The sequence below is a fragment of the Terribacillus sp. DMT04 genome (assembly GCF_019056395.1).
Lineage (GTDB): Bacteria > Bacillota > Bacilli > Bacillales > Amphibacillaceae > Terribacillus > Terribacillus aidingensis_A.
Genome location: NZ_CP077639.1, coordinates 1,935,323 through 1,958,370 on the forward strand (window position 1 = coordinate 1,935,323; position 23,048 = coordinate 1,958,370).

Consider the following 23,048-nt stretch of genomic DNA (forward strand, 5'->3'; position numbering starts at 1 on the left):
CTTATGTTAAAAATGGATTTTTTGCTTTTTCTTCGCCTATTGTTGTTGTCGGCCCATGACCTGGGTAAACGACAGTATCTTCCGGCAGCGTCAAAAGCTGTTCAGTAATGCTAGTCATTAGCGTAGGTAAATCACCGCGGTACAAATCGGTACGACCAATCCCGCGTTGGAATAAAGCATCCCCCACGATAGCACATCCTTCTTTATGGAATACGAGAGAGACACTGCCAGGTGAATGTCCTGGCGTATGACGAACTTCAAAATGAAAATGATCAACCTGCATATCGCCAAGCTTCCATGTTTCATCACAATCTCTTGCCGTAATTTGCTTAACAGGAAACATCTTTGATCCATTTTTACCGGGATCTCCAAGCCAATCTGCTTCTTCCTCATGCAGATATACCGGGATATGATAAACATCTCGGACATCATCTACTGCACCAATATGATCAAAATGAGCATGTGTCAGCAAGATTGCCTGTGGACGCAATTCCTTCTGTTTAATCCACTCGATTAATTTCACGCTGTCTCCACCTGGGTCGACGATAAGGCACTCATTCTTCGCTTCTACTATGTAACAATTTGTCCCCATGGGTCCTAGACTTAATGTATGTATTTGCATTTTTTCGCCAGCTCCTTTCCATTTGGAATCTTCTGAAAAGACTCGGCAAGCAACCATGGAAGCATGCCAAACTTTTCCTTATCAGTATAGCAGGAAACCAGCAAATTTGCCCATTGTGAAACAATAACTGATTTCAACGTAATACTTGAATGTTAAAGTATTTAAAGGCGAAGAATACAAAACCCCCACCAAACTAAAAGGATCGCTGCACGAGGCAGCGATCCTTTTAGTTTGTTTTCTCTTTTCCTTTTTCAAAATCATAGAAGCGCAGTAAATCTCCATAAATGATCCGGTCAGAGTAATTAAGCTCTTTTGTCACCTGTTCCTGAATTGGCTCACAGACACTTTCTATCTGTTCTCCTGTTTCCCCGGAAAGCTCAGCTTCTTCCCCTTCTAATTCATCTGCTGGTTCACCAGTCTGACGGTCGTAGCACATATCATTGGTGTACACGTAGTCTTCACTAATAAAGTCACCATTTCGCAGCGCTGTGTATTCTTTTCGATCTTCCGTGAACAAATCATTTCCAAACTGTATATCATGCTCTGCTTCAATTCCTAATAAGCTAAGAATTGTTGGCTTCACATCTATTTGTCCGGCTACTTGTTCCATGACCTGCCCATTGTCATCTCCTGGAATATGAATAAAGAACGGCACACGCTGATTTTGCACCTGCTGATAAGGGGTAATATCTTTGCCCAAGTACTGACTCATGGCTTTATTATGGTATTCACTAATGCCATAATGATCGCCCATCATCACGATAATTGAATCTTCATATTCTCCAGCTTCCTTCAGCTGATTAAAAAATTGTTCCACAGCCTCGTCTGTATACCGAGCTGTTTGGAAATACTTGTTTAATGTCTGGGAGTTAGAATCAAATTGATCGATGGACGCGTCTTCTTCCGGTAAATCAAATGGATGATGATTTGTTAAGGTGATGAATTTTGAGTAATAAGGCTTTTCCATCTCCTGCAAATACGGAATAGACTGTTCAAAGAAAGGTTTATCCAACAAGCCCCAGCCTACTACATTTTTGTCTTCTCCATCTGAAACGACGTTATAGCTGTTTTCATCATAAAATGTATCGTAACCTAAGCTGTCGTACATAACATCACGGTTCCAGAAACTAGAATTATTAGAGTGGAATACAGCAGTCTTGTATTCTTCTTGTCCTAAGATCTCGGGTGTACCGTTATATTCATTCTGACCGTGGGTGAAAAATACAGCCCCGCGAGGCAGCGGATAAATCGAATTCTCCACCAAGAACTCCGAGTCAGATGTTTTGCCTTGCTCCGTCTGGTGATAGAAATTCTCGAAATAATACGTATCTTTGTCTTTTGTTAAACTGTTAAGAAAAGGTGTCACTTCTTCGCCGTTCAGTGTGTTATGAATCAAAAAGCTTTGCATGGATTCTAAGGAAATGAATATTACATTTTTTCCTTCCGCTTGCCCGAACTTTGCCGATTTCTCCGTCTCGACTTCTTCATTTACATACGAAAGAATTTCCGGGAGCTCATTCCCATCGGCAAAAACACGCTGGGCTTCTGTTTTAGATTGCATGACTGCATCATAAGCATGGAAATTGAATACGCCAATGTTTTTTACAAGGTATTCTCTGTCAAAGCCTCGTGTAAACAGTTGCGGTCGTTCTGCTTCGGCAAGACCTACATTTACGACGATGAGTGCGGCAATTGCTGCCATGGTAGATATTTTCTTTCTTCGCAGGTAGTTAACCGTCATTTTTTCTTTATAACGGAAGCTTAGGAACCAGATGATGCTAACATCCAGTAATAGCAAAATATCTTGTGGATAAATAAGGTTCAGTATACTGCCGCCAAGATCTGCTGCATTACTTCCTTGCATGAGGACCGGCACTGTTAAGAAATCACTAAAGTGACGGTAAAAAATTAAGTTGATGTACAAGATGATGGAGCCTGCTAAACTGATGAATCGAATGTAATGCATCTGCCACTTCCGCGAAATCAATACGCTAAGTCCAAAAGCAAAAAATGCACTGACAAACGGGTTTAGGAACAGAATAAATTCCTGCATAGCATTATCTAAACTAATATTAAATAAGAAGCGATAAACAATGTACGTCTTTAAACCAAACAAAACTGTCGCCAATATATATAATGGTGCAGCAGATCGTTTCAAGAATTAAAAGCCTCCTCATAGTAGAACAAAGCGTAAACGAATGACAGCAGCTTGCGCTGCTGTCATGCACGCGTCTCTTTTTTATTGCGCTATTTCATCTAAATGCTGTTTAACAAGATAAGCGGCACCGTAAACGCCAGCATCATTGCCAAGCTGTGCCGGTACAATTTCACATTCATAGGTTGTTCGAGGTAAAGCAGCTTGGTTAAAAGCCGCTTTAATAGGATCTAGCAATGCATCACCCGCTCTCGAAACGCCGCCCCCGATAATGATGCGGGCTGGGTTCGTAAGTATAGCCGCACTTGCTAGAACCTTTGCCAGAACTGTTGTAGCTTTGTTTACAACGGCTATTGCACTTTCGTCTTTAGCCGCAGCGAGCTCGAACACGTCTTTAGCAGATACTTCTCCGTTCTCATCCAGACGTTTTCCCAGTTCGCTTTCAGGTTGTTCCTGCGCGGCTTCTGACGCTAAGCGGCTGATGCCTGTTGCAGAAGAAACTGTCTCTAAGCAGCCTTTTCGTCCACAATTGCACGGTGCGCCATTTTCTTCTACTGTAATGTGTCCTATTTCACCAGCTGTGCCATTAATGCCATTTACAATATGTCCATTTGAGATAATACCAGCGCCTACTCCCGTACCGAGTGTAATGGCGATAATATCTTCTTTCATCGCGCCAGCACCTTTCCAAACTTCACCAAGTGCTGCTAAGTTCGCATCGTTATCAATATAAACTGGCAAGCCGGACAAAACACCAAGCTCAGCCGAAAGAGGAAAATTACGCCAGCCAACGTTAACCGCTTCTGCAATAACACCATTGCGCGGCACAATAAATCCTGGCGCTCCAACACCAATCCCTCTTACACGATCTTTCTCGATCCCAAGTTCAGTCAGCTTTGACTGAACGGTTTTCCAAATCTGTTTTGGAATGTGTAAACCTTGTTCTTGCTTATCTGTTTTAATTTCCCACTTTTCCACAATATCGCTTGCCTCATTAATGAGAGCAAGTTTGATTGTTGTTCCGCCGATATCAACACCGACTAAAATACGCTCTGCTTCCTTACTCATTGTTTCCCGCTCCTTCATGACTATCCGATAAAGCACTTATCTCTTTTGTTAAAATCATATTCGCTTGTCCATATTCTTCCAAGGGCAGCAGATTATTGGTATACAGTTCTCGCAGTTCAGACTGCATCATCGCCAAATCTAGTTTACGATCTCCTATATATACAAAAATTCCAAATGTCTTTAATAGCTGCATAACATCATAAACCGTTTTCATTTATATCACCTAACACATTATAACAACCTTCACTTAAAATTGAAAATGTTTTAAGACTGCGTTTACACCTTTTTAACATTATGCGTTCTTGAAAAAAAAATGACCTGAAGTTTATGAACTTCAGGTCATATCTTTAGCATGTTTACATGCTGCTCTTGAGATAAGCATTCAATAACGTATACGTAGCTGTTAAAGCTTGCTCATGTGTACGTTCATAAGCATGAGAAGCAGCAATGCCTGGTCCCACTAGACCGTGCCGGATATCGTAACCGGCGCGAATTGCTGCTGATGCATCTGAACCATAGTATGGATAAATATCCAGATTGTAGGAAAGGCTGTTTGTTTCAGATAGCTCAGCTAGCTTTTCTCTTAAAGCAAAATGATACGGTCCGCTCGAATCTTTCACACAGATAGAGACATCATATTCCGTTGTCGCCTGGCCATCACCAATCGCTCCCATATCAACTGCAAGGTATTCTGTTACTTCGGCTGGTATGCTGGAATTCCCGCCATAGCCAATTTCCTCATTGTTAGAGATAAGGAAATGCGTCGTATACGGCAGCTGGGTTTCCGTTTCCTTTAAATCCCGAAGTAGTTCCAGCAGAATAGCTACACTTGCTTTATCGTCTAAGTGCCTAGATTTAATAAATCCGGAAGAAGTGCGAGTGAATCGTGGATCGAAGGAAACAAAATCACCGACACGGATTCCAAGCGCTTCTGTTTCTTCCCCAGAGTGCGTTTGTTCATCAATGCGTACTTCCATATTGTTTTCATCCCGCTTGGCTTCCCCAGCATCCCGATACACATGTACAGATGTTTGATGCATAAGAATGGTGCCAGAGTACGTTTTATTTTTACTGTGTATTGTGCAATATTCGCCTTCCACGCTATTCCAGCGAAAACCGCCAATCATTGCTAACGAAAGTGTCCCGTCTGCGTTGATTTCTTTCACCATTGCTCCTAATGTGTCCACATGCGCCGTTAAAAGGCGATGCTGCTTCTCGTCTGTTCCCGGAACCGTAATGAGCAAACTGCCTTTATTAGTGACATGGGAAGTAAGACGAAGTGAATCGGCAAAATCTTTACAAAATGCAATAGCCTCATCTGTATAGCCGGATGGGCTAGGTATATGTACTAGTTTCTTTAACGTACTTGCAATGCGGTCAATACGCTGCATAAAATCCCCTACTTTCATAAAATATCGCTCTCTTACATAGTATCAATAAGCTACAGTTTGTCCACTTAGGAGGCGAGCAATTGCGTAAATGGCTTATTATTAGTTGTGTTTTCTTCTCGTGTGTCCTCTGCTCATTTTATTTCATACGACTTCAGCAGCCACAGCCGGTCATTCAGCACTTTCCGCTGAACACGTCTGCAGCATTTACAAATGCAGCCACTTCTCTGAAAAAAATCGATTTTCGGCGTATCCAGTTGCATATACAAAGTACACTTGAACAAGAAGCATATTTACGTCAGGATATTGGGCTTTTGTATGAGAATGGCGAATTAGTCGGCGTACTGAACAAATGGCAGCAGCCAGCACGTACCGTGCAGCAGCAGACAACCCATACTCTGCATCCAAACAAACAGCTGGATGCTATTTCTTATCACTTTGCAGAACTTCATCACAACGACATTACGAGTACATCCAAGATGACTGGTATTCGTACGTACACTTCAGATAAGTTTGAGCTGTTTTCTTTTCCCAAAAGCGATTCAGAAACGAATGCACAGCATCTGGCAGAATCCCAAACGAACAGCACCCTTCAGCACGTATGGACAGAGGCCAAACAACAGCTTTCCATCCCTGCTGCTACCTATATTGAGGTTCCACTCACAGCACTCCCGACCGCTGATTTAACCGTTATAAACGGGCTTTCAGACGATAAAAAAAGACAGGAAATCATCAGCAGACTTTGGGAAGGGCTCTACCGAAATTATCTGCTGCCAATCGGTCCTGCAGTAGAAAAAGGAACAGTGAAAACGTATATTCCACTGCTCCTGTTTGATAAAAATGGCAAGCACTTACGCGTTATTTACCAGGACGAATTCGGTAAACACGCAGAGCTTCTGCAGTATTACTGAGAAAGCTCTTGTACGAGCTGCTGATACTGTTTGTTGCTGGTCTCAAGCTCAGCCGCACGCTGCGCATGCTGCAAGCTCTCCTCTTCTTGCCCGTTTAGCTGGAGAATACGGGCAAGATTATAATGAACAGCAGAATCTTCAGGTGTTAAACGGACGAGCCTGTCATAATCCTGAATCGCTTTCTCTAATTCTCCGGTTTGAGAATAAGCTAACCCTCGATAAAACAATGGCAGCCGAGCCGCATCACTGCTTCCTTTATCTAAAGCATCTGTAGCATGCTGTATGACCATTTGATAATCACCCTGCTTGTAGGCAGCTTCTGCTTTCAAACCTTCATGTAATGCTGTATTGACTGGTCCCAGCAGACCATAAACAATCAAACCGGCTATTAAGACAAGGCTTAATACAGCCCCGCCTACTCGCGCTATTAACATCTTTTTACCTGGCAGACCAACGAGCAACGCACTGGCAAAGCCGCCAATTAACCCGCCTATATGCGCATAAACATCAATAACATGACTAGCAGCAAAGCTAATCACTAGATTGATCAGCAATATGACAATCAATCCGTTTCCAATTGTCCGCCAGAATAACTTCGGATAAACAGTCCCAAAATAGAGCAATGCGCCGAACAAACCAAAAATAGCTCCGGATGCGCCTGCACTTAAGTTTTGCGAAAAAGCAAAACTGGCTAAACCGCCAATTACTCCACCAAGCAGAAAGACAATGAAAAATCGTCGGTGACCGAATACTTGCTCGGTTAATGTTCCCAGATAATACAAAGAAAGCATATTCGTCATCAAGTGCAAAGCGCCGATATGCAAGAACATAGAGGTGATAATCCGCCACCATTGATTCTCAGCTAATATTAAGGGGTTATATTTGGCTCCAAGCTCAATGAGTACAGCAGAATTAGTTGAGCCTCCAAGTAGCACCTCTAAAAGAAACAGAAGTAAACTAATGCCGATAAGAACATATACAAGCAATGGCTTCTTGCGGTGAAATACAGCTTGGTCTGCCTGCTGCTGCTGTACAAGCAAACTCCGAAGTCTGCTTTTCTCCATTTCCAGCTTCTGTTCACTGTCTTCCTCGACTGATACAAGCGACACCGAATCGCTAAGCTTCAAATGGCGAAAGAGTTTCTCCATTTCAGACTGATAAGTATCGCGATCCAAGTAATACGTTTGCATCGGGATTGGTCTTCTGCTTTTAATAATCATTGGCTTCTTTAATTTTGACCATTCATCCGCAGGTCCTTGATCACCAAAATAGACATTATGTATCTGAACCTTCTTGGCGAAGATGCCTTTTGTCATTTGCTGTATATCGCTAGCTGCCCTTAGAATGTCCCGTTTCAAATGGTTGGCCCACGCGAAGGTGCGTGATGTTAATCTTACCATCTGCACAATTCCATTTCGCTTTCTTTCCAGCCAGCAAACACGCAAGTCTTCATTTGCTCTTACAAAAGTAAAATCATGCACGGCAATCAGATGATTAATCATTCGATAGTAAGCCGTTTCTTCGTTGTAGGTCATACCTCTCCCCCTCTTGCCTACAGTGTATCAAAAAAGTCATGGAAAAACGCTCAGTTTACACTGAGCGTTTAAATAACATTGGCAGCATCCGGGAACGCAAGGGTCCGAATCCCATCGACAGCCGAATAAGTCCTTTTCGAAGAACCGTAACGGCTAAAATTGCATTCAGCACACGATAGCGCTCTCGTATTAAAAATATCACACTGGCTGTGAGTGACACAGCCGTGATAATCGACTTCCACATCAGCACCCATCCTTTCCTCCGGGATAACCTTAGTGTGTCCCGAACCAGAAGGCTGCTATTCGGTTAAGTCAATAAAACCATCATCTGTCAGAAGATGCCCAACAGGCCGATCATAAAAACCAACAGGCAAAGATTGTCTCAGCTGCTGACTGCTGGCAATGGCAATGGTCGTATGACGATAATCGGCAATATACCGGTCATAATAACCGCCGCCATACCCTATCCGGTACCCTGAATTATCAAATAGAAGTCCAGGAACAAGGAGCAAATCGATGTCGTCTTTGAAAGCAGGTACGCATCGTTCGGGGACGGGCTCTTTAATTTGAAAAGCACCGTCTGTCAGCTGATTATAGCTGTCTACATAATAAAACTGCATTCCTCTATTTTCCAGCGTAAGCGGCACGCACACATTTTTCTTTTCCAACCAAGCTTGCTGAATAATCTTCGTGGTATCCCATTCATGCGGCAGCGCCATTGTGAGACCAATCGTGTTCGCATGTTTCCAGATAGCTGACGAAAAGAGAAACGAAGCCAATTGATGTTCTACACGGAGCTTTTCAGTTGGCGGCATTTCTCTCAGCAGCTGAATCGCTTCCTGACGAAGCCGTTTTTTCTCTTCCATCACGAAACCTCCCTGTATGCAAAAAAACTCCCGCCAATAGGGGGAGTCTTTTTATACGAACTTATTTTGTTTCGCGGTGCAGCGTATACTTTTTCAAGCGTGGGCTATATTTTCTAAGCTCCATGCGTTCTGGATGTTTACGCTTGTTTTTTGTTGTAATGTAGTTACGATCTCCTGTTTCTGTGCAGGCGAGAGTAATGTTTACACGCATGTATAATCCCTCCCAACAATCTTAAATAATTGTATGAAAACATAACGATCTTCAGACCACCTAATAATAGCAGAATTACAGTGCTATATCAACCTTTATCCTCAACAATTTAATAAGAAAACAGTATTTTGTCGAATTCTCTATATCCCTGTCAGCAGCAATATGATATAAATAGGATAGCAATAATTAGGAGGTAACACACATCATGTTAATCGCTGCCATCACCTTTCTTGCAGCAGGCATCATACTTTGGATTTTTTCTTTCTTTATGCAGGACAAATTTAAACATATGGATCAGCAAATCGAACAATTGACTTTATCTACCATGCAGGAAAATTATACCATGAACAAAAAAATCAAAGTACTGGAAGAAGAATTGCTGCCGACAACTCAGCGCGAATTAAAACAAAGCCGCTCACAAAAACCAGCCATCTTCCAGAAGGTTCAGAATCTGCATCAACAAGGCTACAGCATCAAAGAAATTGCGAACGAGACAGGCTTAGCAGAGGACGATGTATACCGTGTTGCGAAACAAACAGGAGGACAACGATGAAGCAAGTAATCCAAGGCTTTGCTGCCGCTCTTCTGCTCGCAGGCGCATGCATGCTGGTTCTCTATTTCGCATCTGACGATGGAACAGCAAAAACAACCTCGGCAGCTCCAATAAAAAAGGAAGAACTCGACACAGAAGAAATGAAAACGCGTTTAGAAAAAGACGATTATTATATTCTAAGCAGCAAAGACTATGAAGAACTTCAGAAAAAGACAGAAACGAAAGATAAGGCGAAAACAGCATCAGAACAAACGAAAAAGTTCCAACTGAAGCTTGAAAGCGGTATGACGAGTGATGAAGTTGCTCAACTATTAGAGAAAAAGAGCATTCTGGAAGACGGAGATGCTTTCCTCACTTATTTGAACGTTACGAATGCAAGTAAATCATTACAAGTAGGAACCTATGATGTCAATTCTGACATGTCTTATGACGAAATTACAGACTTACTAACAAAATAAAAAGCAGCGGCATCCAGCAGCCGCTGCTTTTTATTTGTTTAAATCAATCGACGTACCTTTAACCAAATACAAGATACCTTCACCGATGTTTGTAATATGGTCCCCGACACGTTCAACGAAGCGCCCTACGAATACAAGCTGCATCATCTGCTGATGTTTGCCTGCTTCTGCCTTACGCTCATCCAGCATGTCACGGAATAATTCGCCGTACATACTGTCCACTACGTTATCAAGGTCCGCTAACTTTTTCGCTTTGCTAATATCTTCTTCCTCAAAGGCTTGTACAGCGCTATGAATCATTTTGCTGACAACCTCCTGCATATCACGAATTGCCAAAGGAATTTCATACGGACTGAGCACATTTAACCGATTTACGCTTTTGGCAATATTCTTTGCGTGATCAGCCATCCGTTCCAAATCAGTGGATACACGGAGAAATGCCACCAATCGGCGCAAGTCAGTTGCTACTGGCTGCTGCATCGCAATAAGCTGGATTGTTGCCTCATTTATATCTTGGTCCCGCTTATTCAAAATCTCATCATTCTCTATAACCTTATACGCAAGGTCACTGTTTCGTTCATACAATGCATCAATTGCTTGCTTTAATGCCGTATCTACCTCAAACGCAAATGAGATGATTAATTTTTGAATTGCTTCTAAATCTGCTGAAAACTGCTCTCTAGCTACCATATGTTCTCCTCCAGTGCATCATTTAACCGAAACGACCGCTAATGTAGTCTTCTGTGCGCTTATCTTCCGGATTTGAGAATAATTTACTTGTTTCTGTAGCCTCTACTACATGTCCATGCAGGAAGAAAGCCGTTTTGTCAGAAATACGGGAAGCTTGCTGCATGTTATGCGTTACAATAACAATACAATATTTTTTCTTCAGCTCTGTCATGAGCTCTTCAATCTTCAACGTAGAAATTGGATCCAGTGCGGATGTCGGTTCATCCATTAATACAACATCTGGTGTTGTTGCAAGCGCACGTGCGATACACAAACGCTGCTGCTGTCCCCCAGACAGACCCATCGCAGAAGACTTTAGACGATCCTTTACTTCATCCCATAATGCTACATCTTTCAGCGTTGTTTCAACAATTTCATCTAACTCACTCTTTTTCTTTATACCATGAATTTTTGGTCCGTACACAATATTATCGTAAATTGACTGTGGGAAAGGATTACCTTTCTGGAAAATCATACCGACATTACGGCGTAAATCAACTAAGTCAACTCTGGAATCAAGGAGATTCTTTTCTTTATAGTTGATTTCCCCTGTCATTCGGACACCTGGTACCGTATTGATCATTAAATTGAGTGTTTTAATAAAAGTGGATTTACCACAGCCAGATGGTCCGATAATGGCATAGATTTCGTTATTCAATGCTTCTAGGTTAACATCCTTCAGAGCATGATAATCGTCATACCATAAATTTAAATCATTCACTTGGAATATTGATTCTTTCGTTGCTGCCGCTTGCATAGCTGTTGCCTCCTACCCGAATCTGCCGGAAATATATTCTTCTGTTTTCGTTTCAGAAGGATTAGTGAAGATTTTCTTTGTATCATCATATTCTACAATGTCTCCATTGAAGAAAAATGCTGTTTTATCTGATACACGTGATGCCTGGGACATATTATGTGTCACGATGACAATGGAATAATCCTCCTTGAGCTGAAGAATCAATTCTTCTATCTTAGCGTTAGATACCGGATCTAGCGCAGAAGCTGGTTCATCTAACAGAAGGATTTGCGGCTCCATTGCCAAAGTACGTGCAATACAAAGCCGTTGCTGCTGACCGCCGGATAAAGATAATGCAGATTGTTGCAAACGGTCTTTTACTTCATCCCATAGTGCTGCCTTACGCAAACTCTCCTCAACTATTTGGTCAAGAGCTTGCTTATCCTTCTGCCCGTTATACTTCAATGCGTGTGTAATATTATTGTAGATAGATTTAGGGAATGGATTCGGCTTTTGGAACACCATACCAATTTCTGCTCTTAATGCTACGACGTTGATATCTCTGCGAAGGATATTCAAGCCATCATAAATGATTTCTCCCTCAGCTCGACTGGAAGGAATCAAATCGTTCATTCGATTTATGGAACGTATAAATGTAGATTTACCACAACCTGACGGACCGATTAATGCAGTTACTGCATTTTTCTCAATTCCCATATTAGCCCGTTTCACTGCTTCCTTGCTGCCATAGAAAATACTTAAATCCTTAACATCAAGTACAACCTCCTTATGGGAAGCTGTTTTTTTAGATATAGTCTCTTCGGTTTTTATTTTAGTTGGTCGATCTGCTGTATAGTTCATGTCGCGAACTCCTCTCTTCATCATTTACCTGCTGTCAATTTCTTATGGATGACACTGCCCAACCAGCGCGCGAGGAGATTGAACACTAAGACAGCAATAACTAGAACCGCAGCAGCACCGTTGGCTACTTCACGAATATCCGGAATCAAACCTTGTGTGTTAACTGCCCAAATATGAACCGCTAATGTTTCCGCAGGTCGGAAAATATTCAAAGGTGAATCCTCAGCAAGTGGGTTCCAGTTTCCGTAATCTAATGTCGGCGTAGAAAGACCCGCAGTATAAAGCAAAGCTGCTGCTTCTCCAAATACACGTCCAGATGCTAGAATTGCACCCGTCAAAATACCAGGGAAAGCATATGGCAGTAACACTGTTTTGATTGTATGCCATCTTGTAATACCTAACGCAAGACTCGCTTCTTTTTGTTCTTTAGGTACACTGTTAATTGCGTCCTCCGTAACTCGAACCATAACAGGAATGTTAAAGATTGTTAAAGCTAAAGCTCCACCAATTATTGTATATCCCCAGCCTGTAATATTAACGAAAATTAATAGACCGAACAAACCAACAACGATAGAAGGCAAAGATGCCAGCATCTCAATACATGTACGGATAAAGTTTGTGATCTTTCCAGGCTTTGCGTATTCAGCCATGTACACCCCGCCGCATACACCAAGCGGTACAGTAATAATCATTGTAATGAATAGGATATAGAATGAATTAAATAGTTGGTCTCGAATACCGCCGCCAGCTTGATAAGCACTGGATGGGGACGTTAAGAAATCCCATGAAATTTGCGGAATTCCATTAGATAAGATGAAATAGAAAAGATAAAGCAACAAAGCAACCATTATTGCTGCAATCGTGTAAAAAACTCCTGTTGCAATACGATCTGTAATTCTGCTGTTCATTAAACTTTCCTCCTGCCTGACAAGTAACGGACAATAAAGATGAATATGAATGAGATAACAAGTAAGATAAGACCCATCGACCATAGTGTATTATTTTCAATACTTCCATATGTTGTGTGCCCAATATTAAGCGTTACGATAGTTGTTAATGTTGCGGAAGTGTCAAAGATGGTTTCCGGAATATCTCGTGAGTTACCGATTACCATCTGTACAGCTAATGCTTCACCAAAAGCTCGTGCCATACCAAGCACAATAGCTGTCAGCAGTGATGGCAATGCTGCTGGAATCAATACTTTACGAATTGTCTGCCAGCGTGTTGCGCCTAATGCCATAGATCCTTGTCGAAGACTATCCGGCAATGACCGCATAGCGTCAGTTGCTATAGTTGTAACCGTAGGGAGAATCATCACAGTCAAAACAACAACACCTGCAAACAAGCTAAACCCAATACCAGGTAAGTTATCCCTTACTAATGGCACTAGCACGACAAGTCCTATAAAACCATAAACAACAGATGGTATACCAACTAGCAGTTCAATTACCGGCTGTAAAACCTTCTTACCAAATTTCGGTGAGATTTCAGACATGAAGATCGCTGCACCAATACCGAGCGGTGCTGCTACCAATGCAGAAAGGAAGGTTACGGCTAGAGAACCGAAAATGAAAGGAAAGATACCATATGAAGCTTCTCCACTGCCTACTGGATTCCAGTTTGTGCTGGTTAGATAGGCAATAGGATTAATATTATTAACAGTAAATGATTGCAAACCCTTTTGGGCTAGGAAAACAGTTACTGAGATTGTCGCAGCAATCATTATGATTGCACAAAACGTTACAAGTGAACGACCGCGCACTTCATCCCAGCGTCTGTTTTTATTGGTCAGAATCAGCCTATCTTCAGCTGATGTGTTAACTGTTGCTTTTGCCAACTTCTACAACTCCTCTTAAAAAACAACAGAAAGGAACACGTACAATGTGCCTTCCGCTGCCTGTGATAGCTATTTTATAACCACAGTAAGGTAAATGCAGTTAAACACCGCATCTACCTTATGTTTTACACATTATTTATCAGTTTGGTTTCCTTCTGCATCACGTTCAACTTCCATCGCTGTCATTGGAACATAGCCTTGTTCAGGAACGATAGTAGTTTGAATTTCTTCGCTAAGCATGTAATCAAGGAATTCTTTAGCAAGACCTTCAGCTTCTCCATTTGTATAAGAATGCTGGTAAGCCCAGATTGGGAATTCGCCAGAACCGATTGTTTCATCAGTAGGTTCTACGCCATCAATGCTTGCTTTTGTTATAGAATCATCATCAAAGTAAGAAAGAGCTAGATAGCCAATCGCACCTGGTGTATCAGCAACGATTTGCTTAACAGTGTTGGAAGAATCCTCCGTAACACCTTCTGCTGGAGTTTCACCATCAAGACCAAACTTTACGAAAGTTGCACGCGTACCAGAAGAGTCTGGACGGTTTACAAGTGTAATTTCTTGATCCGCTCCGCCAACTTCAGACCAGTTCGTGATTTTGCCAGTGAAGATATCTTTCAGCTGCTGTTTTGTAAGGTTATCTACGCCTACTTCTGGGTTGATTGCTGCTGTCATACCTACAACTGCAACTTTGTGATCAACTAGAGCTTCTGCGTCAATACCTTCTTTTTCTTCAGCAAATACATCTGAATTACCGATTGCAACAGAACCTTCCTGAACCTGACTCAGGCCAGCTCCGGAACCACCTGCGTTTACTTGGATGTCTGCATCCGGGTTTTCTTCCTTGTACTTTTCAGCTGCTGCTGCTACTAAAGGCTGCATTGCACTGGAACCAGATACAACGATTGAGCTATCGGAAGTTTCTCCGCCTCCACTGTTGCTGTTCCCGCTGTTGCTGTCTTCAGATTGTTCGCCGCCAGCGTTTCCGCCACATGCTGCAAGTACACCAATTACTAGTGCAAACATTGCAAGCAATACAGATAGTTTCATTTTCTTCATGTTTGATTTTCCCCCTACGAAATTCGATTAGTTCCTTTGCCTTACAACTACATAATAGCTTGTCATCATTAAGGAATAATAAACTCAATGTAAAGGTTGTGTAAATTGAGGTCAGTTTTTGTAGAAATAAAAAGAACCACCCGTTTGTTTGGGTGGTTCTTCGGCAATACTTTATTCAGCTTCTTCTTTATCTTTGTCTTCTGGCGCTGTGTGCTCGTAGTAATATTTCAGTGCTTTGTTTACGATATTGTAGGTAATTGGGTACTGACCAGTGCCACCACTTACTATACCTAAATTAGGAACCATTACGGCAAACGCGATATCTGGTGTTTCAGAATCTGCGTAGCCGATTAGAGTCCAGTTTTCTAAATTGGTACCGTCTATGTTTGTTTCTGCTGTACCAGTTTTTCCAGAAATATCGTAGGTTTTTGCTTCTTTAGTTAAATGACGATAAGCTGTTCCATCCGTTGTCTGAAATACCATCTTAAATCCTTTTTTGACTCGCTCAATTTGGGCATCTGTTGCAGTAATCTTATTTAAAACTTCAGGGTTTATCGTCTCTGCAAGCGGACCAAGTTGGTCTTTTTCATTTGATGGCTCATGAATCTCACTTACAAAATGCGGTTTGATTCGATAACCACCATTGGCAATTGTGGAAATATACTGCGCTAACTGCATAGTAGTATACGTATCATATTGACCAATAGAGAAGTCAAGCAGATTACCAGCTATTCCAGTAGATCCTTGATACCCCGTTGATTCTGAGGGAAGATCGATACCAGTTTCCACTCCAAGTCCAACTTGGTTGTAGTAATTTCTTAATACTCTGAATGAATCAGGATCAAAAGAAACACTTTGATTGTACTGATAGTTGTATTCTCCACCGAGACGCAAAGCAATATTAAACATATATACGTTTGAAGATTTCTGCAATGCTGTTAAATCATTTATCGTCCCCATATCTTTATAGGAAGATTTCTCTGGAGTCCCTTTAATTTTTACAGGTTTATCTACAAAGTAATCTCCTGGGTCCAGAACACCTTCCTGATACCCAGCAAGCAATGTCGCACCCTTAACGGTAGATCCAACTTCACCGCCTGTAAAGACAGTATTCATATCTGCAGATTCATACTCATTATTTTCGCGGTCGTAATGCTGCCCACTGGCCGCATAAATTTCACCAGTATTAGGGTTAAGCATAACGGCCATAGCATTCTCCAAATAGCGGTTGGCACCAGGATATTTGTTAATTGCACCTTTCAACTCTTCCCGCACAATCTTATCCAATTCCTTCTGAAAGTCCATATTAATGGAAAGCTGCAGATCTTGTCCGCGCTGTCCATCTGAAATGACTTCTTGAGACACAATATTGTTATCATTATCTGTTATATAACGAACACGTTTTTTATCACCTTTTAGCAGGCTTTCGTATTCCATTTCGAGACCGCTTGTGCCAATTCGGTCATTCAGCTGATAGTTGCGGGAAAGATAGTAATCCTTCTCGCCTTCTGGAATTCCCGTTTTAATACTCCCCAGAACACCTTGGAGAGAACCATCAAACGGATAGTAGCGTTTCCAGTCGGTGGCAACATTGACGCCTGGCATTTGCTCCATATTTTCTGCTATGGTTGCGTATTCTTTCTCCGTAACGTTCTCATTTTTTATAACGTGAGGAACAAGCTCTGTCGCACTGTCAAGTTCACGTTTTATCGCAATTATCTGTTTTGCCTGATCATCTGTCATGAGCTCTTTGTAATCGGCTTCTGTTATTCGCTCGAGCGTCAGGTTATAGATTTCACTATCATCAAGCTTCTCTTTTTCAGCAGCAGTAATTCTGCCGTTTGCTTCTTCTGCATTCAGAAGATACCAATATTCCTTAAACTCTCTTTCCGTGATCTTCTCAATTGCTTCTTCATCCATCTTAATAATATCTGCTAGCTGTTTTGCAAGTTCTAATCGTTCGTCAGCAGAGTCGCCATTCTTAGGCGGTGTGTAAGTAATTGAATAAACTGGTTCATTACCGACAATTACTTTTCCTTCACTATCATAAATCATACCGCGCGGAACAGATATTTCTGCTATATCGTTTGTTGTTTTTTCTAGGACTGCCTGGTGTTCTTCTCCGTTGATGATCTGCACTACGCCAAGCTGCAGAATCAAAGCAGAGAACAGCAGGAAAACGATCGCAAACAAGACATTGAGACGGAAAGGAAGCAGCGCACGCTTTTTCTTCCTTTTTTTAGACATAATGTTCCCCCATTCTTACATACTGCTCCCATTATATCATCAACTTCCGTCTCCTTCTACTAAAGTCTGTCAGCGTTTGTCATCTCCTGCAATTTCGTTTTTAGGCAGCTTTTTTATGGATGGTTCTGCAGTAAAGTTGGTAATACGCCGGGTAAAGTAATAAATGAAAAATGGTCCAGCTCCTAATAGAAGCATCAAGTATGGGATAGAAGCATCTTTCCAAATACCAATCCCAACTAGCAGTGCCAAAACAGATAAAATTCTGCCTGCATTTGCAGCTGCATCATTTAATACGATGTATTCAACCCGTAAACTTCTTGCATCTTTTGCTTTGCCAATAACATCATAAGATAGGGATAAATAAGGCACATAGAGCACTGGGTAAAATGCGCCTATTAATGCTGCATATATCAACAAAGTAGTAAAATTAAGTTTTACAAGCAACAATACAATACTTAACGACAAGGCGACACCACTTAAGAAAATTGCCATCTTTCGCTGCGGACTTTTGATATATCGAGTTGCTATATAATAGAAGATTAATGAAAAAGCGGAATACACAAGGTTAAATGTACCAAGTGACAGCTCACTGTTTGTGACAATGAAAATCCATACGGAAATGATGAACGTATAGATTCCTTCTCTAATTCCTTGAAAAACATGTGCAATAACAATATTGCGCCATGCTGGATCACGCCCTATTTCTTTCCAAGCAAGCTTGAGACCGAATTTTCCTTCTGCCCTTCTTCTGCCAAGTCCCGCTGTACATATAACAGCCAAAAGAAAAAGTACAAAACTCACAGCAAATATCAGCGTATAACCATGGCTATTGTTCATTCTGGTAATGATATACCCAGCCACAAAGGGTCCAATCATGCCTGTAAATGATTGCAATAAACCAGATACACCATTAAAGAAGTCCCGCGTCTCCGGTTCTGTCACTTCAAAGGTTAATACGGAGTAAGCAAGCCAATACATGCCATAACCTACGCCTAGCACCGTACCAAGCAGTACATTATACGTGGCAGCTTTCTCTCCGGTAAACAAAACAAGAAGGAAAAAGATGCTGAGGAAGACTACGCCGATACGAAGGATGATGATACGGTCAATCCGCTTAGCCCAGCGTCCGGATAAGGTGAACAGCACTGCTTGCGCCACATATATTGCCAAGTTATACATGGCGATGTTAACTAAATCATTCGTCTGCTTCCATAAGTAAATATTAACGAACGTGTTCGATAGGAATATCCCGAGAGAATAAAGCGCTCCGATAATAAGGAGCATATTCAGTTCTTTTCTGCTCGAATCCAAGGTAAATAAGTTCGGCTTCATAATGCCATCTCCTTTTACTTCTAGTTAGTATTTTCTATTGAAAAGGAGATATGCACAAAAAAAAGACACCAGCTTTTTTGCTGATGTCTTTTCGTTACTTATTTAGCTTCGCGATACAAGCGCTCTACTTCATCCCAGTTTACAACATTCCAGAAAGCACTAATGTAATCCGGACGTTTGTTTTGGTATTTCAAGTAGTAAGCGTGCTCCCAAACATCTAGTCCAAGAATAGGTGTTTTACCATCCATTACTGGGTTATCTTGGTTTGGAGTTGATACGATATCAACTTCACCGTTTTCTACAATAAGCCATGCCCAGCCGGAACCGAAACGGCCAGCTGCTGCTGCTGCGAATTCTTCTTTGAATTTATCTAGTGTACCGTATTTATTAGCAATTGCAGTAGCTACTTCGCCAGTAGGCTCTCCGCCGCCATTCGGGGAAAGAAGTTTCCAGAATAGGCTGTGGTTGTAGTGACCGCCGCCGTTGTTGCGTACTGCTGTTTGTACGTCAGAAGGAAGGTCATTCACACCTGCAACAAGTTCTTCTAGGGATTTGCTTTCTAAGTCAGCTTTTCCTTCGATTGCACCGTTTAACTTTGTCACATATGTGTTGTGATGTTTCGTATGGTGGATGTTCATTGTTTCCTTATCGATATGAGGCTCAAGTGCATCGTATGCGTAAGGCAATTCTGGTAGTTCAAATTTAGCCATGATTATTCCTCCTTAAGTGATATGTAATAAAAGGTTATCACCTTTTCGTAAAGCGTACCAAAGCTTGTCTGAAACAGCAAGTATTTTGCACGCAGTCCTTCCTTAAATTACTCGCAGCTTTTGTTTTAAAACAAAAAAAAACAGCTGTTCAAAGGAACAGCTGTTACTGGAGTGGCTCGGGACGGAATCGAACCGCCGACACACGGATTTTCAGTCCGTTGCTCTACCGACTGAGCTACCGAGCCAAGATGGCGGAGGAAGAGGGATTCGAACCCCCGCGAGCCGTTAAGCCCCTGTCGGTTTTCAAGACCGATCCCTTCAGCCAAACTTGGGTATTCCTCCGCGTTGCAATATGAAGTTGAAAATCGTATGGTGGACCCTGCAGGACTCGAACCTGCGACCGATCGGTTATGAGCCGATAGCTCTAACCAACTGAGCTAAGGGTCCAATACTTTTTTCAAGGGCGATTGATGGGGATTGAACCCACGAATGCCGGAGCCACAATCCGGTGCGTTAACCACTTCGCCACAACCGCCATGTTACAAATTATTAAGATTTATGGTAGCGGCGGAGGGGATCGAACCCCCGACCTCACGGGTATGAACCGTACGCTCTAGCCAGCTGAGCTACACCGCCATGGCTCCACAGGCAGGATTCGAACCTGCGACCGATCGGTTAACAGCCGATAGCTCTACCACTGAGCTACTGTGGAATAATTAATATGTTATGTATTAGCGACGATATATAATTTATCATGCATTCAATAACTTGTCAATCATTTTTCTATAAGTTTTTGTTATAATTTTTGCGTCCTTTTAACTGACAGGAATACTATAGCATGTCCTCTCCATCATTACAAGAGAAAAATATAAAAGACAGAGAATTTAACTCTCTGTCTTTTCATTCAGTATTAACTGTGCAATATTAACAGCATGATCTCCAATACGTTCCAAGTTGCTAATAATATCTACAAAAACAATTCCAGCTGAACCAGTACACTTTCCTTCATTTAATCGAATCAGATGCGTTTTGCGCAGGCTGCGTTCCATCCTGTCAATTTGATCTTCCTTCTGCAATACCGCAATGGCAACTTCCCGATCTTGTTTATCCAACGCCTCCACTGCCTGCTTCACTGTAATAATTGTCAAATCAAACATGCTGTTAAGTTCTTGCTGTGCTTCTTTGGTTAATTTAATATTACTTGATAATTGAAAGTCGACAAATTCAACAATATTTTCGAAATGATCCCCGATACGTTCAATATCCCGAATAGCATCCAGTAAAGCTGCATGCCTTTCGCTTTCTTCATTGGAAAGCGTATTTGTAGAAATCTTAGAAAGATATTCGGTAATTTCACGGTCCTTTCGATTGACTTCCTTTTCCAGCTGCATGGCAAGGTCGGCAAATTGTCTTTCATGGTTGTTCGCATAAGTACTGGCCTGTTCTAAGCCGTCCACTGCCAGTCTTCCCATATGTAAGACTTCCAGCTTAGCTTGTTCTAATGCCAGCACAGGAGACTGCTGAATAAATAGCGGATCCAGATGGTTTGTCAGCGCCATCGGCCGTTCTTCTTCTCCTGGGATAACTTTTGTAATAAGCCAAACAAAGAAACCAAGGAACGGGAGCAATATAAATGTATTGGCAATATTATATAGTCCATGCGCACCAGCAATGGTTAATTTGTCATTCAAGTTGAATATGTTCTGCATCCAGGCAACAACATCTACAAATAACGGCAGAATCAACAGGAAAACGACTGCACCAATTGCATTGAACATTACGTGGCTCAGCGCCGCTCGCTTTGCCTGGACGGTGGCTCCAATTGCCGCTAACATGGCTGTTAGTGTTGTGCCGAGATTATCTCCTAGCAATACCGGCAAAGCTCCTTGTAAATCAATACCATTTTGCGCATACAGCTCCTGAAGAATCGCTACTGTAGCACCGCTGCTTTGTACAACAATTGTCATAAAAGTACCAATTGCCGCTCCAGCAATTGGATTGCTGTGCATACTGGCAGATAGCGATTGAAATGCCTCTATATTCAGTATAGGATGCAGTCCGTCCCCAATTAGCGTCAGGCCAAAGAAAATACCGCCTGCTCCAAAAAGCACTTTACCGATTTGCTGTGTTCGCTGATTTGCAAAGAAATAAATTAAAAATGCTCCGACCGCCATGATTGGAAGACCATATTGAATTAAGTTAATTCCAATAAAAAAGGCAGTTAATGTTGTACCTATATTTGCGCCCATAATAACAGAAATAGCCTGTCTTAATGTTAGATAGCTCGCATTCACCAACCCGACAACCAGAATGCTGGTCGCCGTGCTGCTCTGAACGAGTACTGTAACAATAAGCCCGGAAAGAATCCCAATTAGCGGATGTACCGTAAATCTGTGCATTGCCAGCTGCAGCTGCTTGCCGTATGCTCGCTGTAATCCATCGCCTAAATAACGAATGGAAAAGAGAAACAAGCCTAAGCCGCCTATAAATTCAAAGACGATATATTCCCAATTAGACAATACAAGCCTTCCTTCCCTTCTCAAATATTCCCTCTTCAATTATTAAATTAGTTTGAAGGGTTGTAAAGGTCTTGTTAGGAAATTTACGATTAAAATTACTTTATTTGGTTAAATACAGTTAGGGCTTTACTTTTTCTACCAGTATTCTTGCTCCGCTAACATGCTTCACCTTAATTCGGGTGCCGCGATCCAGCCATTTTCCATCTGTTATGGCGCTCAATTCCTTCCCATTCACTCGAATAGTACCTGAAGGGCGCATATCGGTAATGGTCTCGCCTTCCTGCTCCAAAAGTGCTGCATATGTTTCGTTTACGCTATTGTAGCCTTTATCAGAGCTTAATGAGTCCAAAAGCGCAATCTTGCCCCACATATCTCTTTTCGGAAATGCTTTCAAGAAAAGGAAAGAAGCGAATGCTCCAATAATGACACCTAGGATTGCATATATGCCCGCTGTCCAATTTGGCGCAGTAAACCCTACCGTTAATAGCATGGTTAACAACCCTATTACGCTAAGCGTGCCATCATTCAGTAATTTTCCATCAATAATAATCAGCAGCATCCCGACAAAGTAAAGCGGCAGCATATACCAAATTGCCGATGGGTCGAGATAGCTAAGAAAGAACGTACCGATAAAGCCTGCACCTAATAAAAATAGTATTCCTCTAGCCTTTACAAGGATTTCCCCAATTAAAAACATTGTTCCAAGACCAGTCATAAATATCGAAACCCAATTATAGTCCAGCATCTTTCATGCTCCTTTCTCCTACTATTTATATACGAAGACAGCGCTTTTTTGTTTCATATTAAAGGTTTTTTCTATCGGATATCTAATACTTTATAAAATGAATTGTAACGAGATCGGAGGAACTTCCATGTGGAAACGGATTGGTGTGTTTCTGTTTTGCTGTGCTTTAATTCTTAGTATTTGGAAGGATCTTACGATAGGAAGCCCCATCCCCGCCGCTTCTACTGCCGAGAATGAACCAACACAGCCCGACACGGCTACACAGAAAAATAATATAAAAAAGACGTTTCAGCCAGTCCTCCTGCAGGTAAAGCAAGGTGACACACTTCTTTCCATTACAAATGAGTTGAACAATCACGAATTGCACGTTACGATGGAACAAGTGATCCAGGATTTCGAGGAATTGAATCCGGAGAAGGATCCATATGCACTGAATGCAGGTTCAGCTTATTATTTTCCCCATTACCCAAGATGAAGATTTTATTAAACTTGAGCCTAGTTACTTC

At 41.8% G+C, this 23,048-nt stretch carries 24 protein-coding genes and 6 tRNA genes; 4 read left to right on the forward strand and 26 right to left on the reverse strand.

Annotated elements, in window-relative coordinates; all coding sequences use genetic code 11:
• Position 1: 1 nt before the first annotated feature.
• The 5 genes from KS242_RS10265 to KS242_RS10285 all read right to left on the reverse strand — a co-directional run bounded on the left by KS242_RS10265 (position 2) and on the right by KS242_RS10285 (position 5,236).
• On the reverse strand, positions 2-679 hold the full coding sequence (locus tag KS242_RS10265; RefSeq protein ID WP_371747532.1) for an MBL fold metallo-hydrolase: 678 nt from the start codon (positions 677-679) through the stop codon (positions 2-4).
• 169 nt (positions 680-848) lie between these two features.
• Positions 849-2,780, reverse strand: coding sequence for an LTA synthase family protein (locus tag KS242_RS10270; protein ID WP_254391685.1), 1,932 nt, complete (start codon positions 2,778-2,780; stop codon positions 849-851).
• Between the two features lie 81 nt (positions 2,781-2,861).
• On the reverse strand, positions 2,862-3,845 hold the full coding sequence (locus tag KS242_RS10275; protein ID WP_217321276.1) for an ROK family glucokinase: 984 nt from the start codon (positions 3,843-3,845) through the stop codon (positions 2,862-2,864).
• Positions 3,838-4,059, reverse strand: coding sequence for a YqgQ family protein (locus KS242_RS10280; protein WP_217321277.1), 222 nt, complete (start codon positions 4,057-4,059; stop codon positions 3,838-3,840). The genes KS242_RS10275 and KS242_RS10280 overlap by 8 nt, the downstream gene beginning before the upstream one ends.
• A 142-nt stretch (positions 4,060-4,201) precedes the next feature.
• The gene (locus tag KS242_RS10285; RefSeq protein WP_217324124.1) at positions 4,202-5,236 is read right to left on the reverse strand and encodes a M42 family metallopeptidase; all 1,035 of its coding nucleotides are present in this window, start codon (positions 5,234-5,236) and stop codon (positions 4,202-4,204) included.
• An 80-nt stretch (positions 5,237-5,316) separates the two neighbouring features.
• Here KS242_RS10285 and KS242_RS10290 point away from each other — a divergent pair, with 80 nt between their 5' ends.
• A complete protein-coding gene (locus KS242_RS10290; protein WP_217321278.1) occupies positions 5,317-6,144 on the forward strand; it encodes a hypothetical protein in 828 nt (275 codons plus the stop codon).
• On the opposite strand, the gene KS242_RS10295 is transcribed toward KS242_RS10290, so the two are convergent.
• The 4 genes from KS242_RS10295 to rpmG form a co-directional block, all read right to left on the reverse strand.
• Entirely contained in the window at positions 6,138-7,679 is a 1,542-nt protein-coding gene (locus tag KS242_RS10295) for a rhomboid family intramembrane serine protease (protein ID WP_217321279.1), read from the reverse strand. The genes KS242_RS10290 and KS242_RS10295 overlap by 7 nt on opposite strands.
• Positions 7,680-7,734: 55 nt before the next feature.
• On the reverse strand, positions 7,735-7,923 hold the full coding sequence (locus tag KS242_RS10300; protein WP_101896433.1) for a hypothetical protein: 189 nt from the start codon (positions 7,921-7,923) through the stop codon (positions 7,735-7,737).
• A 55-nt stretch (positions 7,924-7,978) separates the two neighbouring features.
• Positions 7,979-8,545: a 5-formyltetrahydrofolate cyclo-ligase gene (locus tag KS242_RS10305; RefSeq protein ID WP_217321280.1), complete on the reverse strand. Its 567-nt coding sequence runs from the start codon at positions 8,543-8,545 to the stop codon at positions 7,979-7,981.
• A gap of 61 nt (positions 8,546-8,606) precedes the next feature.
• A complete protein-coding gene (rpmG, locus tag KS242_RS10310; RefSeq protein WP_038561326.1) occupies positions 8,607-8,756 on the reverse strand; it encodes a 50S ribosomal protein L33 in 150 nt (49 codons plus the stop codon).
• A gap of 205 nt (positions 8,757-8,961) precedes the next feature.
• On the opposite strand from rpmG, the gene KS242_RS10315 reads away from it, so the two are divergent.
• Positions 8,962-9,309, forward strand: a complete 348-nt coding sequence (locus KS242_RS10315; protein ID WP_217321281.1) for a helix-turn-helix domain-containing protein — start codon at positions 8,962-8,964, stop codon at positions 9,307-9,309.
• The gene (locus tag KS242_RS10320) at positions 9,306-9,767 is read left to right on the forward strand and encodes an endolytic transglycosylase MltG (RefSeq protein ID WP_217321282.1); all 462 of its coding nucleotides are present in this window, start codon (positions 9,306-9,308) and stop codon (positions 9,765-9,767) included. The genes KS242_RS10315 and KS242_RS10320 overlap by 4 nt, the downstream gene beginning before the upstream one ends.
• 30 nt (positions 9,768-9,797) lie before the next feature.
• Here KS242_RS10320 and phoU read toward each other — a convergent pair whose 3' ends face one another.
• The 17 genes from phoU to KS242_RS10405 all read right to left on the reverse strand — a co-directional run bounded on the left by phoU (position 9,798) and on the right by KS242_RS10405 (position 22,542).
• Positions 9,798-10,457, reverse strand: coding sequence for a phosphate signaling complex protein PhoU (gene phoU, locus KS242_RS10325; protein WP_217321283.1), 660 nt, complete (start codon positions 10,455-10,457; stop codon positions 9,798-9,800).
• 22 nt (positions 10,458-10,479) lie between these two features.
• Positions 10,480-11,253, reverse strand: a complete 774-nt coding sequence (gene pstB, locus KS242_RS10330) for a phosphate ABC transporter ATP-binding protein PstB (protein ID WP_217321284.1) — start codon at positions 11,251-11,253, stop codon at positions 10,480-10,482.
• 12 nt (positions 11,254-11,265) lie between these two features.
• The gene (gene pstB, locus KS242_RS10335) at positions 11,266-12,093 is read right to left on the reverse strand and encodes a phosphate ABC transporter ATP-binding protein PstB (protein WP_217321285.1); all 828 of its coding nucleotides are present in this window, start codon (positions 12,091-12,093) and stop codon (positions 11,266-11,268) included.
• A gap of 20 nt (positions 12,094-12,113) precedes the next feature.
• Complete coding sequence (gene pstA / locus KS242_RS10340; protein WP_217321286.1) at positions 12,114-13,001, reverse strand: phosphate ABC transporter permease PstA; 888 nt, start codon at positions 12,999-13,001, stop codon at positions 12,114-12,116.
• On the reverse strand, positions 13,001-13,930 hold the full coding sequence (gene pstC / locus KS242_RS10345; RefSeq protein ID WP_217321287.1) for a phosphate ABC transporter permease subunit PstC: 930 nt from the start codon (positions 13,928-13,930) through the stop codon (positions 13,001-13,003). Before pstC ends, pstA begins: the two co-directional genes overlap by 1 nt.
• 132 nt (positions 13,931-14,062) lie before the next feature.
• The gene (locus KS242_RS10350; protein WP_217321288.1) at positions 14,063-14,989 is read right to left on the reverse strand and encodes a phosphate ABC transporter substrate-binding protein PstS family protein; all 927 of its coding nucleotides are present in this window, start codon (positions 14,987-14,989) and stop codon (positions 14,063-14,065) included.
• Between the two features lie 171 nt (positions 14,990-15,160).
• Entirely contained in the window at positions 15,161-17,236 is a 2,076-nt protein-coding gene (locus KS242_RS10355; protein ID WP_217321289.1) for a peptidoglycan D,D-transpeptidase FtsI family protein, read from the reverse strand.
• 69 nt (positions 17,237-17,305) lie between these two features.
• On the reverse strand, positions 17,306-18,568 hold the full coding sequence (locus KS242_RS10360) for an MFS transporter (protein ID WP_217321290.1): 1,263 nt from the start codon (positions 18,566-18,568) through the stop codon (positions 17,306-17,308).
• A 98-nt stretch (positions 18,569-18,666) separates the two neighbouring features.
• Positions 18,667-19,278: a superoxide dismutase gene (locus KS242_RS10365; protein ID WP_077308640.1), complete on the reverse strand. Its 612-nt coding sequence runs from the start codon at positions 19,276-19,278 to the stop codon at positions 18,667-18,669.
• Positions 19,279-19,450: 172 nt separating this feature from the next.
• A tRNA-Phe gene (locus KS242_RS10370) sits at positions 19,451-19,523 on the reverse strand.
• Between the two features lie 4 nt (positions 19,524-19,527).
• Positions 19,528-19,620, reverse strand: a tRNA-Ser gene (locus tag KS242_RS10375).
• Between the two features lie 28 nt (positions 19,621-19,648).
• Positions 19,649-19,725: transfer RNA gene (locus KS242_RS10380), tRNA-Ile, on the reverse strand.
• A 15-nt stretch (positions 19,726-19,740) separates the two neighbouring features.
• Positions 19,741-19,813: transfer RNA gene (locus KS242_RS10385), tRNA-His, on the reverse strand.
• A gap of 24 nt (positions 19,814-19,837) precedes the next feature.
• Positions 19,838-19,914, reverse strand: a tRNA-Met gene (locus KS242_RS10390).
• Position 19,915: 1 nt separating this feature from the next.
• Positions 19,916-19,990 (reverse strand) — tRNA-Asn (locus KS242_RS10395).
• Between the two features lie 172 nt (positions 19,991-20,162).
• Positions 20,163-21,797 carry a Na/Pi cotransporter family protein gene (locus KS242_RS10400; protein WP_254391686.1) on the reverse strand — a complete coding sequence of 545 codons (1,635 nt, stop codon included), beginning with the start codon at positions 21,795-21,797 and terminating at the stop codon, positions 20,163-20,165.
• Positions 21,798-21,915: 118 nt separating this feature from the next.
• Positions 21,916-22,542 (reverse strand): NfeD family protein, encoded by a 627-nt coding sequence (locus tag KS242_RS10405; RefSeq protein WP_217321292.1) that lies wholly within the window; start codon positions 22,540-22,542, stop codon positions 21,916-21,918.
• Between the two features lie 127 nt (positions 22,543-22,669).
• Between KS242_RS10405 and KS242_RS10410 the strand changes: the two genes are divergently transcribed.
• Complete coding sequence (locus KS242_RS10410) at positions 22,670-23,017, forward strand: type IV pilus assembly protein FimV (RefSeq protein WP_217321293.1); 348 nt, start codon at positions 22,670-22,672, stop codon at positions 23,015-23,017.
• Positions 23,018-23,048 lie beyond the last annotated feature (31 nt).